Genomic DNA, 15,364 nt, shown 5'->3' with positions numbered 1-15,364 from the left:
CCGTCACCCTGGGACCTCCGCTTCCGCCTCGGGGACGGCCGCGCCGGCCGTCCCTGCCTGTTCGATGGGGATCCGCGCGTGCACCCGGAACCCGCCGCCGGGACGGGGCCCGGTGCGCAGGGTGCCGCCGTACACCGCGACGCGCTCGCGCATGCCGAGCAGTCCGTGGCCGGTGACCGCGCCGATCGTGATCCCGTCTGCGGAGAGGGTACGCGCGTACGGTCCCCGGCCGGTGTCGAACACCTCGATCGTCAGCAGCCGGCCGTTCACCGTCAGCCGTACCTCGGCCCGCGCCGGTCCGGCGTGCTTGAGGGCGTTGGTCAGCGCCTCCTGCACGATGCGGTACACCGTGAGCGCCACGCCCGGGTCCACCTCGCCGAGCTCGCCGTCGACCCGCAGCGAGGTGGACAGCCCTGCCTCGCACACCTGCTCGACCAGTGAGCGCAGCGCGGACAGGCTCGGCTGCGGGCTGCGCCCGTCCGCGTCGTCGCCCGGGGCGCCCTCCGAGCGCAGCACGAACAGCAGCCGGCGCAGCTCGCGCAGCGTGGTGCGGCTGGTCTGCTCGATGGTCGCGAGGGCCTCGTCGGCGGCGGCCGGGTCGCGGTGCAGCATGCGCCGCGCGCCGGTGGACATCACGCCGATCACGCTGACGTGGTGGGCCACCACGTCGTGCAGCTCCCGGGCGATACGCCGGCGCTCCTCGGCGACGGCCTGCTCGGCGAGCGCCTGCTGGTTGGCCTCGGCCGCCAGGGCCCGCTCGGCCAGCGCCGTCGCGGCCTCCCGCCGCGCCCGCACGGTGCGTCCGATCAAGAAGGTGATCACCATCACCACGAGGTTGATGACCATCCCCGCGGACATGGTGACCAGCTCCGTGCCGGCGGAGGCGACCATCACGTCCTGCTGGTACGCCCACACCCACATCAGGTCGTTGACCAGCCACAGCGCCAGCGTGGCCAGCACCGCCCGCCACCACCGCTGGTGGGCGGCGGCCGTGTACGCCAGCACCCACAGCGCGACGCCCTGACCGCCCAGCAGCGACTCGGGCCACAGCAGGCCGATCGCGGTGAACGCGGCGGTCGCCGCAATGCCCAGCCACAGGTGCGTGCGGCGTACCACGACCGGCAGCAGGGTGACCGCGCTCCACAGCAGCGTGGTCAGGTCGACCCGCAACCCCCAGCCCGGCTCGGCGTACGCCAGCATCAGCTGGACCCCGAACAGCCCGGCGGCCAGCGCGGAGTCCGCGCGCAGCGGCGTCCACCAGGCGGGCTTCCACCAGCTCAGGTGCTGCGTCAGGGGGGTGAGGGGCACGCGGGCAGGCTACCCTGCCGGCTCACCCCTCGGGCTGGGCCGCGGTCAGGCGGGCCTGCCGGCTGTCCACCGTCTGCACCGTCACCTGCTGCGGGAACGGCGGCATGGTGCCCCCGAACTCCGGGCAGCGCTGCTGGTGGCTGCACCACGCGCACAGCTTGCTGGGCTTGGGCCGGAAGTCCTGCGCGGCGGTCGCGGTCTCGATCGCCTTCCACAGCGCGAACAGCGTCTTCTCGAACCGGGTCAGCTCCTCGGCGTCCGGGGTGTAGTCGCACACCTCGGCGTCCTTGAGGTAGAGCAGCCGCAGCACCCGCGGCACCACGCCCCGGGTGCGCCACAGCACCAGCGCGTAGAACTTCAGCTGGAACAGCGCCCGCGCCTCGAACGCCTCGCGCGGGGCGCCGCCGGTCTTGTAGTCCACCACCCGGATCGCGCCGTCGGGCGACACGTCGAGCCGGTCGATGTAGCCGCGGATCAGCAGCTGCTGCTCGCCCTCGGCACCGAGCACGGCCTCGATGAGCTGCTCGCGCTCGGCCGGCTCCAGCCGGCGCGGGTCCTCCACGGCGAAGTAGCCGCCGAGCAGGTCGGTGGCCGAGGACAGGAACTCCTCGCGGCTCATCGACTCCTCGGCGTCGAACAGGGTCGCCAGCTCGGGCTGCTCCTCGACCAGCCGCTCCCACTGCGGCGTGACCATCTCGTCCGCGACCGGCCGGGTGCGCTGCGCCGCGGGGGAGTCGAACAACTTCTCCAGCACCGCGTGCACCAGCGTGCCGCGCACCTGCTCGGGGGTGGGCTGCTCGGGGATGCGGTCGATGCTGCGGAACCGGTAGAGCAGGGGACAGGTCTTGAAGTCGGCCGCACGGGACGGCGACAGCGAGGGGAGGGGGAGACGTGCCTGCTCGGTCATGACCCACAGGTTAGGGGAGCGGTACGACGGGGCCGAGCTCGCCGCACGACATAGCATGGTCACGATGGAGACGACGTCGTGACCGATTCGACACCCAAGTCCGCTTCGCGTAGCGAGCGGAAATCCGGCTTCCAGGTCGGCCGCATCCTCGGCTTTCCGCTGCGTCTGAGCGTCTCCTGGGTGATCATGTCGGTGCTGATCACCGTCTGGTACGCCGACCGTCTGGGCGAGACACTCCACCTGGAGGGCGCGGCGCGTTACCTGGCCGGACTCGGCTTCGTGGCCTGCCTGCTGCTGTCGGTGTTGTTACACGAACTCGGCCACGCGCTGACGGCCCGCCACTACGGCATCGGCGTCAAGGGCATCACCCTGGACCTGCTCGGCGGCTACACCGAGTTCGACCACGACTCCCCGCGCCCCGGCGTCGAACTGGCCACCGCGCTGGCCGGGCCCGCCGTGTCCGCGCTGCTCGGCATCGGCTCGGTGATCGCCACGGTGCTGCTGCCCAACGGCACCATCTTCGACCAGATCGCCTTCCAGCTCGCGCTGTGCAACATCATCGTCGCGATCTACAACGCGCTGCCCGGCTGGCCGCTGGACGGCGGCCGGGCGCTGCGGGCCGTGGTCTGGGGCCTCAAGGGCGACCGCGACGCGGGCCTGCTGGTCGCGGGCTGGTCGGGCCGGGTCGTCGCGGTGGCCACCGTGCTGATCTCGGTGTGGCTCTACTTCACCGGCTGGTATCAGCTGGTCGGGGTGCTGTTCGGCCTGTTCGTCGCGTTCAGCATCTGGCAGGGCGCGGCGGGCGCGGTGATGACCGCCCGGGTGCGCTCGCGCTACCCCCTGGTCGACCCGGTGCGCCTGGCCCGGCCGCTGTTCACGGTGCCCAGCGGCACCTCGCTGGCCGAGGCGACCCGGCGTGCGGTCGAGGCCGGGCACACGGCCCCGGTGCTGGGCGTGACCGACCCGGACGGGCGACTGATCGCGCTGGTCGTGCCGGAGGCCGCGGCGGCCGTGCCGGAGCAGCGCCGGCCCTGGATCACGGTGGAGACGCTGGCCAGAGCCATCGACGCGGTGGCCACCATCCCCTCGGGCGCCCGCGGTGCGGACGTGATCAAGCTCTTGCGGGGGGACCCGGCCACTCCTTACCTCGTGGTCGACGGGGAGAATGTGGTGGGCGTGCTCACCGTCATGGACGTGGTGCAGGTGCTCGACCCCGCGGCGCTCAAAGCCGCAAACTGACGTGAGACAGGAACCTGACGGATCATGACCGAACCGACGCCGCCCGCGCGACGTGGCAACTTCGTCGCCGGCGACCGGGTGCAGCTGACCGACCCGAAGAACCGCATGCACACCATCGTGCTGGAGCCCGGGAAGGCCTTCCACACCCACCGCGGCATCCTCGCCCACGACGACCTCATCGGCCTGCCGGACGGCAGCGTCGTGCACTCCTCGGGCAACACCGCCTACCTGGCGCTGCGCCCGCTGCTGGCCGACTACGTGCTGTCCATGCCGCGCGGCGCCCAGGTGATCTACCCCAAGGACGCGGCGCAGATCGTGGCCATGGGCGACGTCTTCCCCGGCGCCAAGGTGCTGGAGGCGGGCGTCGGCTCGGGCGCGCTGTCCTGCTCGCTGCTGCGCGCGGTAGGCGCCGAGGGGCAGCTGTGGTCGTACGAGCTGCGCGACGACTTCGCCGCGGTGGCCCGCAAGAACGTGCAGAACTGGTTCGGCAGCACCTGGGCCGCCGACGGCAAGCCCGCCGACCCGTCGCAGCCGTCTTGGCACCTGCACGTCGGCGACGTCGCCGACAACACCGAGACCGGGTTCGACCGGATCATCCTGGACATGCTCACCCCGTGGGCGGCCCTCGACATGGTCGAACGGGCCCTGCTGCCGGGCGGCGTGTTCATCGGCTACGTGGCCACCACGCCGCAGTTGTCCGAGCTGGTGGAGGCGCTGCGCGAGCGCGGCTTCACCGAGCCGCTGGCCTGGGAGTCGCTGGTGCGCGACTGGCACGCCGACGGCCTGGCCGTGCGGCCGGACCACCGCATGATCGCGCACACCGCGTTCCTGGTGCGCGCCCGCAAGCTGGCCCCCGGGGTCACCGCGCCGCCGCGCCGCCGCAAGCCGAGCAAGGGCCGCGAGGCGTACGAGCTGCGCAAGAAGGCCGCGGCGCCCGCCGAGACCCCCGATGCCGGAGCCGTCGCCGACGAGGTCTGGGAGTAGGAGAGACACCCGTGAACGTGCCCCCGGCCGTGTTCCCCGACTGGTCGCCGTACCCGGACCTGGACAGCGCGGCCCGGGCCTACCTGCGTGATCCGGAGGTCGCGCTGGACGCCCTGGAGGGCGTCCTGCGCGGCACCCAGGTGCTCGGGTTCACGCTGGAGCGTTTCGTCAACGAGTTCAACGGCGTGTGGCAGGAGGTCGTCGTCTGCGACGGCTCCCGGCTGCTGCTGTGGCACGGCGAGGACACGGCGCCGGGGGACGGTCCCGCGGGTTCGATGATCTCGTCGCTGCGGGTGGTCCCGCTCTCGGTCATCACCGAGGTGGGCTGCCGCCGGCGGCTCAGCCGCACCGCCGGCAACCACCTGCGCGTCGACAGCGTAGACGTGTACCTGCTGCTCAGCTCGTTGGACGAGTCCAGCAACGGCCACCCGCTGGACGACCCGCAGCACGTCGTCCGCCAGGACGCGCTCCGCTTCGGCAAAACGCTCGAAGACGGAGGTTCCGGTCAGATCGCCCGCCTGGAGGAGTTCGCCCAGCTCGTGGCGTCCCTCGCCGGCCGCCCCATGCTCTGACGGCCCACCCTCGCCGTGGTCGCGGCTCGGATGGCGGCCCTCGCGGCTGAGATCGCTGTTTCGTGGCAGAAAGTCCGGTCAGACTGCACTTTCTGCCACGAAACGCCGATCATGGACACGCCCGTGGGGCGGTGCGGTGGCGGCGGGGTCCCGGGTGTCCGGATGGTGGGACGCGGGAAGGTCAGCGCAGGGTGGCGCGTTCTTCCTCGGACAGGGGTTCCCCGTCATGGGTGCGCTGGATGTGGATGCACTCGCCGGGACACTCCTGGGCGGCATCGATGACCTCAAGGCGCAGATGGGCCGGGATCTCGACGGTCGCACCCGGGCTGAGCTGCAGCTCCCCGTCGTCGCCCTTCACGTACGCGAGGCCGTCGACGTCGAACTCGAACACCTCGGGGGCGTACTGCACGCACAGGCCGTCGCCCGTACAGAGGTCCTGATCCACTCGCACCCTCAGCTCACTCACGTGTCCGACCCTAGCGTCCCGCTCCGCGCGGATCCGGGGGAGGTCGGCCGACAGGGCAGATTCTCGATCCAGTTCTGGGTACGGGGGTGTCGGGAGGGTTCAACTGAGGCGATCAGCCGCTAGTGTTAGGAGCACCCTAAACGTCGGCCGAACGAGGTAGGACCGGCGGGAGGACACCCCCGGGGAGGTGGGACGTGGCAAAGAGCGACGACGCGGATGCGCGCGCCGCGCGGTGGGAGAAGGAAGCCAACGATCTCTCCACTCAGGTCGCGTTCCTGCAAGAGGAGCTCGCCCTGTTGCGGCGCAAGTTGAGTGAGAGCCCGCGGCATGTGAGGCAACTGGAGGAGCGGCTCGCCGCGACCCAGGCCCAGCTGTCGCGGCTCACGGAGAACAACGAGCGATTGGTGGCCACCCTCAAGGAGGCACGCGCCCAGATCGTGACGCTCAAGGAGGAGATCGACCGGCTGGCGCAACCGCCCAGCGGGTACGGCGTCTTCCTCACGCGGCACGAGGACGGCACGGTGGACGTCTTCACGGGCGGTCGCAAGCTGAGAGTGGCAGTGTCGCCGTCGTTGGACGTCGACGCGCTGCAACGGGGACAGGAGGTGCTTCTCAACGACGCCCTCAACATCGTCGACGCGCTCGGCTTCGAGCGGGCCGGCGAGGTGGTGACCCTCAAGGAGATCCTCGACGGGGGCGACCGTGCACTGGTCGTCTCGCACGCCGACGAGGAGCGGATCGTCCTCCTGGCGGAGGGCCTGATCGGTGGTGCGCTGAAGACCGGCGACTCCCTCATGATCGAACCCCGGTCCGCGTACGCCTATGAGCGCATCCCGAAGAGCGAGGTCGAGGACCTGGTTCTGGAGGAGGTGCCGGACGTCGACTACCACGACATCGGCGGCCTGGTGTCCCAGATCGAGCAGATCCGCGACGCCGTGGAGCTGCCCTTCCTGCACGCGGAGCTGTTCCGCGAGCACCAGCTGCGCCCGCCGAAGGGCGTGCTGCTCTACGGTCCTCCCGGCTGCGGCAAGACGCTGATCGCCAAGGCGGTCGCGAACTCGCTGGCCAAGAAGATCGCCGAGCGGCGCGGCGAGGAGAAGAAGACCAGCTACTTCCTCAACATCAAGGGTCCGGAGCTGCTCAACAAGTACGTCGGTGAGACGGAGCGGCACATCCGGCTGATCTTCCAGCGGGCCCGGGAGAAGGCCTCGGAAGGCACGCCGGTGATCGTGTTCTTCGACGAGATGGACTCGATCTTCCGTACCCGTGGCTCGGGTGTCTCCTCGGACGTGGAGAACACCATCGTTCCCCAGCTGCTCAGCGAGATCGACGGTGTCGAGGGCCTGGAGAACGTCATCATCATCGGCGCCTCGAACCGCGAGGACATGATCGACCCGGCGATCCTGCGTCCGGGCCGGCTCGACGTCAAAATCAAGATCGAGCGTCCGGACGCCGAAGCGGCCAAGGACATCTTCAGCAAGTACATCCTGACCGGCCTGCCGTTGTCCCCGGACGACCTGGCCGAGCACGGTGGTTCCGCCGAGGCGTGCGTGCACGCGATGATCAACTCGGTGGTGCTGCGGATGTACTCGGAGACCGAGGAGAACCGCTTCCTGGAGGTCACCTACGCCAACGGTGACAAGGAGGTCCTGTACTTCAAGGACTTCAACTCCGGCGCCATGATCCAGAACATCGTGGACCGCGGCAAGAAGATGGCGATCAAGGAGTTCCTGTCCTCGGGCAAGAAGGGGCTGCGGCTGCAGCACCTGCTCGACGCCTGCCTCGACGAGTTCCGCGAGAACGAGGACCTGCCGAACACCACCAACCCCGACGACTGGGCACGCATCTCCGGCAAGAAGGGCGAGCGGATCGTGTACATCCGCACCCTGGTCTCCGGAGGCAAGGGCACCGAGTCGGGCCGGTCGATCGAGACCGCCAGCAACACCGGTCAGTACCTCTGACCGCAGGATCGAAGATGGCGCCCGCCCCTCAGGGGGCGGGCGCCATCGCCGTCTGAGGTCCCCGGTCAGCGCGCGGGGACCGGCTCGGCCGCCTCGGCCGAGTCGTACCCGACGATGTACGTCGGGCGGCCCTTGACCTCCGCGTACAGCCGGCCCATGTACTCGCCCAGCAGGCCCAGGCACAGCAGCTGCACCCCGCCCAGGAACAGGATCGCGGTGAACAGCGACGTCCAGCCGCTGACCGTCTCGCCCATCGCGAACCGCACCACGCTGTAGCAGCCGAGCACGAAGCACACGAGGAAGCTCACCAGCCCCGACCAGGTCGCCAGGCGCAGCGGAGCCGCGGAGAAGTTCGTGACGCTGTCGAACGCCAGCTTGATCATCTTGCTCAGCGGGTACTTCGTGCTGCCCGCCGCCCGCACCTCCCGCCGGTACGGGACCTCGCCGCTCGGGAAACCCAGCCACGGCACCAGCAGCCGGTACACCGGCTGGCGCTCCGGCATCGCCCGCAGCGCCTCCACCGCCGCCCGGCTCAGCAGCCGGAAGTCGCCCGCGTTGGGCGGCACCTTCTTACCGACCAGCCGGCGCATCACCCGGTAGTAGGCCTGCGCGGTCTGCCGCTTGAAAGCCGTGTCCGTGGACCGGTCGTCGCGCACGCCGTACACGATGTCCAGCGACTCGGCCCGCGCCAGCGCCAGCATCTCCAGGATCTTCTCCGGCGGGTCCTGCAGGTCCGCGTCGATGCTCGCCACGTACTCGCCCCGCGCCCGGTGCAGGCCCGCGGTCAGCGCCGCCTGGTGGCCGCTGTTGCGCCGCAGCCGCACCACCCGCAGCCGCGGCCACTCCCGGCAGGCCAGCAGCAGCATCGGCGCGGTGTCGTCCGAGCTGCCGTCGTCCACCGCCACGACCTCGTAGTCCAGCCCGGCGTCGTCCAGCAGCGGGCGCAGCCGGGCGATGAGCAGGGGCAGCACCTCCTGCTCGTTGTACATGGGGATCACGACAGACAGCACCGGAGGGGTCATCGCACCGTCCTTCATCGCAGCGCCGGGTCAGAACGGGGATGCTATCCCGGTCGCCGCCGCGCGCGGGAGCGCCGCGATCGCAGGTCGGCATGCGGGTGTACGAAAGGCGCTGAACCTCCCAGGCTGGCCCGAACACGGATGCTCTCCTCGTCTCACCGGTCAGGGTGTGAGAGGCTTCGTTGCATGAGCGTGCGGCGGATCATGGGTACCGAGGTCGAGTACGGGATCTCCGTACCGGGACAGCCCGGGGCCAACCCGATGGTGACCTCGTCCCAGGTCGTGAACGCCTACGGGGCCCGCCCCGAACTCGCCCGCGGCGGCCGTGCCCGCTGGGACTACGAGGAGGAGTCGCCGCTGCGCGACGCGCGGGGATTCAGCTACACCGGTGCGGCGTACGACCCGGCGGAGGCGCTCGCCGACGAGGACCTGGGCCTGGCCAACGTCATCCTGACCAACGGCGCCCGGCTCTACGTCGACCACGCCCACCCGGAGTACTCGACCCCCGAGGTGACCAACCCGCTGGACGTGGTGCGCTGGGACAAGGCCGGCGAGCAGGTCATGGCCGAGGGCGCGCGCCGTGCCGCGACCATCCCGGGCAGCCACCCGATCCACCTCTACAAGAACAACACCGACAACAAGGGCGCCTCGTACGGCGCGCACGAGAACTACCTCATGCGCCGGCAGACCCCCTTCGCGGACATCGTCACCTACCTGACCCCGTTCTTCGTGACGCGGCAGATCTTCTGCGGGGCCGGCCGGGTCGGCATCGGCCAGGACGGCAGCCAGGCCGGTTTCCAGATCACCCAGCGCGCCGACTTCTTCGAGGTCGAGGTGGGCCTGGAGACCACGCTGAAGCGGCCCATCATCAACACCCGCGACGAGCCGCACGCCGACGCCGACAAGTACCGCCGCCTGCACGTGATCATCGGTGACGCGAACCTGTCCGAGATCTCGACCTACCTCAAGGTCGGCACCAGCGCGCTCATCCTCACCATGATCGAGGAGAAGGCGCTCACCGCCGACCTCGGCATCGCCGACCCCGTCGCCGAGCTGCGCGCGGTCAGCCACGACCCGAGCCTCAAGCACACCATGCGGCTGCGCGACGGCCGCCGGCTCACCGCGCTCGACCTGCAGTGGGCGTTCTACGAGCGGGCCCACGCCTTCGTCGAGTCGCGCACCGGGTCCGACACCGACGCCCAGACCCGCGACGTGCTCGACCGCTGGGAGAGCGTGCTGACCCGCCTCGGCGACGACCCGATGAAACTCGCCGACGAGCTGGACTGGGTGGCCAAGCTGCGCCTGCTCGAGGGCTACCGCGAGCGGGAGAACCTCGGCTGGGCGTCGTCCAAGCTCCAGCTGGTCGACCTGCAGTACAGCGACGTACGCCCGGAGAAGGGCCTCTACCACCGCCTGGTGGCCCGCGGCGCGATGAAGACGCTGCTGGACCCCGAGTCGACCCGCGCCGCGATGACCGAGCCGCCGGACGACACGCGGGCGTACTTCCGCGGTCGCTGCCTGGCCAAGTACGCGTCCGAAGTGGTCGCCGCGAGCTGGGACTCGGTCATCTTCGACGTCGGCCGCGAGGCCCTGGTCAGGGTGCCCATGATGGAGCCCGAGCGCGGCACGAAGACACACGTCGGCGCGCTCTTCGACCGTTGCCCCAGCGCAAAGGATCTTCTTGAAGTGATCACCGCCGGGTGATCGCTTTAGTCGGTCCCGCGCGCTACGTTTAAGGCCCACAGGCGACGTCAGGGAGGCGCAGATGGCCACGCAGGACGGTGGACAGTCACAGTCGGGCCGCTCTCGGAACGAGCAGGAAGCCGAGTCGGTCGCGCCCGAGGTGAACCCCGAGGTTGCCGAGCGCGTCGAGCAGATCGGCGAGGACGTCGACGACATCCTCGACGAGATCGACGCCGTCCTCGAGGAGAACGCCGAGGAATTCATTAGGGGCTATGTCCAGAAAGGCGGGGAATAGTCCCATATGTCCGTTTCGCCGGATGATACGAAGAAGAAGTGTCCTCAGTGCGAACGGATGCTCTCGAGCAGCCAGTTCTACAGCAACAAGAGCCGTCCCGACGGTCGCAGCTACTACTGCCGGTCGTGCACACGCACTCGGCTAGAGGGCTACCGTCGGGCCAAAGGTGTCGCTCCTCAGAAGAAGGCTGACCATGAGGTGCCCGAGGGTGCCAAGTGGTGTCCGGACTGTGCTCAGGTCAAACCGATCGCTGAGTTCGCCAAGACTCGGACCAAAGCCAGCGGCTTGCACTCCTACTGCCTCGAATGCCACAACCGGCGAGGCGTGGAGACGAAGGAGAAGCATCACGGTAGTACGCGTCAGTACCACCTCAAGCGTCGTTACGGCATGACGCAGGAGGATTTCGAGGCGCGGCTCGCGTGGCAGGGTGGTGTGTGCGCCATCTGCGGCGCACCGGACCCCGAGCACGTTGACCATGACCATGAATTCGGTAACGTACGTGGCATCCTGTGTTTCAACTGCAACGGCGGTCTTGGACAGTTCAAAGACAACGAGCAGTCCCTTGCCAGGGCGATCGAGTATCTGAAGGAGACAGCGTGTCAGCTGGTCTTGGTTCACCCGGGCGTCTACCAGCTAGTTTCACCACGCCGGGAACGTCGTCTTTCACGGACTTCCTGACCCAGGTCGCGCCGGAGATGCTGCCCGGCCGACGCACTCTGCCGGCAGGCATGAACGCCGACCTGGCCCCGCACGCCACCACGATCGTCGCGATCAGCACGAACGAGGGCGTGGTGATGGCCGGCGACCGCCGCGCCACCATGGGCAATCTCATCGCGAGCCGCGACATCGAGAAGGTGCACCCCGCCGACCCGTACTCGCTGATCGGCATCGCGGGCACGGCCGGCGTCGGTATCGAGCTGATGCGGCTGTTCCAGGTGGAGCTGCAGCACTACGAGAAGATCGAGGGCGCGATGCTCTCGCTCGACGGCAAGGCCAACCGGCTGGCCACGATGATCCGGCAGAACCTCGGCGCGGCCATGCAGGGGCTGGCCGTGATCCCGCTGTTCGCCGGGTTCGACCTCGACGCGAAGACGCCCGGCAAGGTCGGGCGCATCTTCAGCTTCGACATCGCCGGCGGCCTGTACGAGGAGCACGGCGGCTACGACGCGATCGGCTCCGGTTCGCTGTTCGCGAAGTCGTCGCTGAAGAAGCGCTACAAGCAGGGTCTGGGCATCGCGGAGGCCGCCCAGCTCGCGGTGGAGGCGCTGTTCGACGCGGCCGACGACGACACCGCCACCGGTGGCCCCGACGTCATCCGCAAGATCTTCCCCGTGGTGATGACCGCGACCGCAGAGGGCACGCAGCGCCTGACCGACGAGGAGACGGCGGCCATGGCCCAGACCGTCATCGCGGCCCGGGCTCTGCAGCCGGGCGCCTGACCCCCAACCGCTCTCCCGTTACTCCATAAGGAGAAGACACGCCGTGGCCATGCAGTTCTACGCCTCGCCTGAGCAGATCATGCGGGACCGCTCGGAGTACGCCCGCAAGGGCATCGCCCGCGGTCGCAGCGTGGTCGTGCTGACGTACGCCGGTGGTGTGCTGTTCGTGGCGGAGAACGTCTCCACCACGCTGCACAAGGTGAGCGAGATCTATGACAAGATCGGGTTCGCGGCCGTGGGCCGCTACAACGAGTTCGAGAACCTCCGCAACGCCGGCGTGCGCATGGCCGACCTGCGGGGTTACTCCTACGACCGCCGGGACGTCACCGGGCGGGCGCTGGCCAGCGCGTACGCGCAGACCCTTGGCTCGATCTTCAGCGAGCAGGGCAAGCCGTACGAGGTGGAGATCTGCGTCGCCGAGGTGGGGTCCGCGCCGGAGCACGACGAGCTGTACCGGCTGACCTACGACGGCTCGGTGCAGGACGAGCCTGGGTTCATGGCGATGGGCGGGCAGGCGGAGGCGATCGGCAACATCCTGCGTGCCGAGCACAGCGAGTCGCACACCCTCGGTGACGCGCTGAAGCTGGCGGTCAAGGCGCTGAGCAGCGTCGGCGGCGAGGGCGGCGCGGCGCGCACGCTGGCCCCCGAGCAGCTGGAAGTCGCGGTGCTGGAGCGCGCTCGGCCGGGCCGCAAGTTCCGGCGCGTGGCGGGCGCGGCGCTGACGGCGCTGGTGAGCCCGGCTGCGGCGGACGCGCCCAAGGCGGCGGCACCGAAGGCCGACGCGCCCAAGGCCGATGCCCCGAAGCCGGACACGCCCACGGCCGAGTAGCCGCGGTCGACGATGAGTGGGCCTGACGCCCGTGCCGCTTCGGCACGGGCGTCAGCCGTTTCGGGCGATCAGTGGCTCCCACCAGGCGCGGTTGTCGCGATACCAGGCGACGGTCGCGGCGAGGCCGTCGGCGAGCGCCACCGTGGGCCGGTAGCCGAGCTCCTCGGTGATCTTCGAGCTGTCCAGGGCGTACCGGTGGTCGTGGCCTGGGCGGTCGGCGACGTGGCGTACCAGTTCCGGGCCGCGGCCGGTCAGCGTCAGGAGCAGGTCGGTGAGGTCGCTGTTGGCGAGCTCGTCGCGCCCGCCGAGGTGGTAGACCTCGCCGGCGCGCCCGTGGTGCAGCGCCAGGTCGACGCCCGCGCAGTGGTCGTCGACGTGCAGCCACTCGCGGCGGTGCGAGCCGTCGCCGTAGAGCGGCACGGGCAGCCCGTCGAGCAGGTTGGTGGTGAACCGCGGGATGATCTTCTCGGGGTACTGGTAGGGCCCGTAGGTGTTGCTCGAACGGGTGACCACGACGTCGAGGCAGTGGGTGGTGAATGCGGCCAGCGCGAGCAGGTCGGAGCCGGCCTTGGCGGCGGCGTACGGCGAGCGCGGCGCGAGCGGCTGGTCCTCGGTCCAGCTGCCGGTGTCGGTCGAGCCGTAGACCTCGTCGGTGGAGACGTGCAGGAATCGGCCGGTGCGGTGGCGTGCGGCGGCGTCGAGCAGGATCTGGGTGCCGAGCATGTTGGTGCGTACGAACTCGGCGGCGGTGGTGATGGAGCGGTCGACGTGCGACTCGGCGGCGAAGTGGACGACCGCGTCCTGCCCGGCGACGAGCTCGTCGACCAGGAGCGGGTCGCAGATGTCGCCTTCGACGAAGGTGAGGCGGGGGTCGGCGGCGACGGGGGCGAGGTTGTCGCGGTTGCCGGCGTAGGTGAGCCGGTCGAGCACGGTGATCCGCGGGCCGTGGCTGCCGGGCGTGGCGAGCCGGGTGCGCACGTAGTGGGAGCCGATGAAGCCCGCGCCGCCGGTGACCAGAAGTTTCATGACGACGAAAGTTTAAGTCACGTTCCGTGGCGACCCGTGTGCGACCTGCGGTTGCGGCGGTGGGTGGGGTTCCGTCGCGATTACACCGGCGGCGTCAGACCGTACGAGAGTGACCTTGGGCGTTCTGGCGGCTAGTGTCTGTGTATGGACCGACGAATCTTCGGACTCGAGACCGAGTACGGCGTCACCTGCACCTATCGGGGACAGCGGCGGCTGTCGCCCGATGAGGTGGCGCGCTACCTCTTCCGTCGGGTCGTCTCATGGGGACGGTCCAGCAATGTGTTCCTGCGCAACGGCGCACGCCTCTACCTAGACGTCGGTTCCCACCCCGAGTACGCGACCCCCGAGTGCGATTCGGTGGTCGATCTGGTGGCGCACGACCGGGCCGGCGAGCGGATCCTGGAGGGTCTGCTCGTCGACGCGGAGAAGCGGCTGCACGATGAGGGGATCGCGGGTGAGATCTACCTCTTCAAGAACAACACCGACTCGGCGGGCAACTCGTACGGCTGCCACGAGAACTACCTGGTGTCCCGGCACGGGGAGTTCGGCCGGCTCGCGGACGTGCTGATCCCGTTCCTGGTGACGCGGCAGCTGATCTGCGGCGCGGGCAAGGTGCTGCAGACGCCCCGAGGGGCGGTCTACTGCCTGTCGCAGCGGGCCGAGCACATCTGGGAGGGCGTCTCCTCGGCGACCACCCGGTCCCGGCCGATCATCAACACCCGGGACGAGCCGCACGCCGACGCGGAGCGCTACCGGCGCCTGCATGTGATCGTCGGCGACTCGAACATGAACGAGGTCACCACGCTGCTGAAGGTGGGCAGCGCGGACCTGGTGCTCCGGATGATCGAGACCGGGGTGGCCATGCCCGACCTGGCGCTGGAGAACCCGATCCGGGCGATCCGGGAGGTGTCGCACGACATCACCGGGCGGCGCAAGGTGCGGCTGGCCAGCGGCAAGGAGGCCAGTGCGCTGGAGATCCAGCGGATCTACCACGAGAAGGCGACCGAGTTCGTGGCCCGGCGCAACGGCGGCGACCCGGCCGCGCAGCGGATCATCGATCTGTGGGGGCGGGTGCTCACCGCGGTGGAGTCGGGCAACCTGGCCGATGTGGGCCGGGAGATCGACTGGGTGACCAAGCTGCGCGTCATCGAGGCGTACCAGCGCAAGCACGATCTGCCGCTGTCGAGCCCGCGGGTGGCGCAGATGGATCTGGCGTACCACGACCTGCGCCGCGGTCGGGGGCTTTACCCGCTGCTGGAGAAGCGCGGCAAGGTCGACCGGGTGGTGACCGACCTGCGCACGTTCGAGGCGAAGGAGACGCCGCCGCAGACGACCCGGGCGCGGCTGCGGGGCGAGTTCATCCGGCACGCCCAGGAGAAGCGTCGCGACTTCACCGTCGACTGGGTGCACCTGAAGCTGAACGACCAGGCGCAGCGCACCGTGCTGTGCAAGGACCCGTTCCGCGCCCACGACGAGCGCGTGGAGCGGCTGATCGCCAGCATGTAGAACCACCCCCCGCTCCGCGGGGGAAGGAAGGGCACCTTCTTATCGTTTTTCGATGTAGAAGGTGCCCTTCCTATCGTTTCGTCCGGCTGAGCAGGGGGATCGGCGGCCGGTGGTCGGTGTGGGCGTGGCG

The 15,364-nt window shown here is 69.8% G+C and carries 15 protein-coding genes; 10 read left to right on the top strand and 5 right to left on the bottom strand.

Annotated elements, in window-relative coordinates:
* Positions 1 to 3: 3 nt before the first annotated feature.
* Both FLL47_RS37860 and FLL47_RS37855 read right to left on the bottom strand, forming a co-directional pair.
* Positions 4 to 1,308, bottom strand: coding sequence for a sensor histidine kinase (locus tag FLL47_RS37860; protein WP_246159196.1), 1,305 nt, complete (start codon positions 1,306 to 1,308; stop codon positions 4 to 6).
* Positions 1,309 to 1,330: 22 nt separating this feature from the next.
* On the bottom strand, positions 1,331 to 2,215 hold the full coding sequence (locus FLL47_RS37855; protein WP_144127484.1) for a RecB family exonuclease: 885 nt from the start codon (positions 2,213 to 2,215) through the stop codon (positions 1,331 to 1,333).
* Positions 2,216 to 2,293: 78 nt separating this feature from the next.
* Between FLL47_RS37855 and FLL47_RS37850 the strand changes: the two genes are divergently transcribed.
* Genes FLL47_RS37850 through FLL47_RS37840 form a run of 3 tightly spaced genes read left to right on the top strand, consistent with a single transcriptional unit; the run spans position 2,294 to position 5,010 of the window.
* The gene (locus tag FLL47_RS37850) at positions 2,294 to 3,454 is read left to right on the top strand and encodes a M50 family metallopeptidase (RefSeq protein WP_246159195.1); all 1,161 of its coding nucleotides are present in this window, start codon (positions 2,294 to 2,296) and stop codon (positions 3,452 to 3,454) included.
* 24 nt (positions 3,455 to 3,478) lie between these two features.
* Complete coding sequence (locus FLL47_RS37845) at positions 3,479 to 4,438, top strand: tRNA (adenine-N1)-methyltransferase (RefSeq protein WP_144127483.1); 960 nt, start codon at positions 3,479 to 3,481, stop codon at positions 4,436 to 4,438.
* Positions 4,439 to 4,455: 17 nt separating this feature from the next.
* Positions 4,456 to 5,010: a hypothetical protein gene (locus FLL47_RS37840; protein ID WP_239121003.1), complete on the top strand. Its 555-nt coding sequence runs from the start codon at positions 4,456 to 4,458 to the stop codon at positions 5,008 to 5,010.
* 181 nt (positions 5,011 to 5,191) lie between these two features.
* Here the strand turns inward: FLL47_RS37840 and FLL47_RS37835 are convergent, their stop codons facing one another.
* Positions 5,192 to 5,476: a ferredoxin gene (locus FLL47_RS37835; protein ID WP_186316149.1), complete on the bottom strand. Its 285-nt coding sequence runs from the start codon at positions 5,474 to 5,476 to the stop codon at positions 5,192 to 5,194.
* A gap of 194 nt (positions 5,477 to 5,670) precedes the next feature.
* On the opposite strand from FLL47_RS37835, the gene arc reads away from it, so the two are divergent.
* Positions 5,671 to 7,437, top strand: a complete 1,767-nt coding sequence (gene arc / locus FLL47_RS37830; protein WP_144127481.1) for a proteasome ATPase — start codon at positions 5,671 to 5,673, stop codon at positions 7,435 to 7,437.
* Between the two features lie 65 nt (positions 7,438 to 7,502).
* Here arc and FLL47_RS37825 read toward each other — a convergent pair whose 3' ends face one another.
* Positions 7,503 to 8,459 (bottom strand): glycosyltransferase family 2 protein, encoded by a 957-nt coding sequence (locus FLL47_RS37825; protein WP_222106384.1) that lies wholly within the window; start codon positions 8,457 to 8,459, stop codon positions 7,503 to 7,505.
* A 183-nt stretch (positions 8,460 to 8,642) separates the two neighbouring features.
* Between FLL47_RS37825 and dop the strand changes: the two genes are divergently transcribed.
* The 5 genes from dop (at position 8,643) to prcA (ending at position 12,702) form a co-directional block, all read left to right on the top strand.
* Positions 8,643 to 10,160: a depupylase/deamidase Dop gene (gene dop / locus FLL47_RS37820; protein WP_144127479.1), complete on the top strand. Its 1,518-nt coding sequence runs from the start codon at positions 8,643 to 8,645 to the stop codon at positions 10,158 to 10,160.
* Positions 10,161 to 10,221: 61 nt separating this feature from the next.
* Positions 10,222 to 10,434 carry a ubiquitin-like protein Pup gene (locus FLL47_RS37815; protein WP_144127478.1) on the top strand — a complete coding sequence of 71 codons (213 nt, stop codon included), beginning with the start codon at positions 10,222 to 10,224 and terminating at the stop codon, positions 10,432 to 10,434.
* 324 nt (positions 10,435 to 10,758) lie between these two features.
* On the top strand, positions 10,759 to 11,112 hold the full coding sequence (locus tag FLL47_RS44495) for an endonuclease VII domain-containing protein (RefSeq protein WP_246159204.1): 354 nt from the start codon (positions 10,759 to 10,761) through the stop codon (positions 11,110 to 11,112).
* Positions 11,031 to 11,873 (top strand): proteasome subunit beta, encoded by an 843-nt coding sequence (gene prcB / locus FLL47_RS37805; RefSeq protein ID WP_186316148.1) that lies wholly within the window; start codon positions 11,031 to 11,033, stop codon positions 11,871 to 11,873. The genes FLL47_RS44495 and prcB overlap by 82 nt, the downstream gene beginning before the upstream one ends.
* Positions 11,874 to 11,916: 43 nt before the next feature.
* Complete coding sequence (gene prcA, locus FLL47_RS37800) at positions 11,917 to 12,702, top strand: proteasome subunit alpha (protein ID WP_144127475.1); 786 nt, start codon at positions 11,917 to 11,919, stop codon at positions 12,700 to 12,702.
* Between the two features lie 51 nt (positions 12,703 to 12,753).
* On the opposite strand, the gene rfbB is transcribed toward prcA, so the two are convergent.
* Positions 12,754 to 13,728 carry a dTDP-glucose 4,6-dehydratase gene (rfbB, locus tag FLL47_RS37795; protein WP_144127474.1) on the bottom strand — a complete coding sequence of 325 codons (975 nt, stop codon included), beginning with the start codon at positions 13,726 to 13,728 and terminating at the stop codon, positions 12,754 to 12,756.
* Positions 13,729 to 13,872: 144 nt separating this feature from the next.
* Here rfbB and pafA point away from each other — a divergent pair, with 144 nt between their 5' ends.
* The gene (gene pafA, locus FLL47_RS37790) at positions 13,873 to 15,234 is read left to right on the top strand and encodes a Pup--protein ligase (RefSeq protein WP_144127473.1); all 1,362 of its coding nucleotides are present in this window, start codon (positions 13,873 to 13,875) and stop codon (positions 15,232 to 15,234) included.
* Positions 15,235 to 15,364 lie beyond the last annotated feature (130 nt).

Origin of the sequence: Catellatospora sichuanensis (assembly GCF_007483665.1) — a bacterium.
Classification (GTDB): domain Bacteria; phylum Actinomycetota; class Actinomycetes; order Mycobacteriales; family Micromonosporaceae; genus Catellatospora; species Catellatospora sichuanensis.
This window is presented reverse-complemented; position numbering and strand designations above follow the sequence as displayed.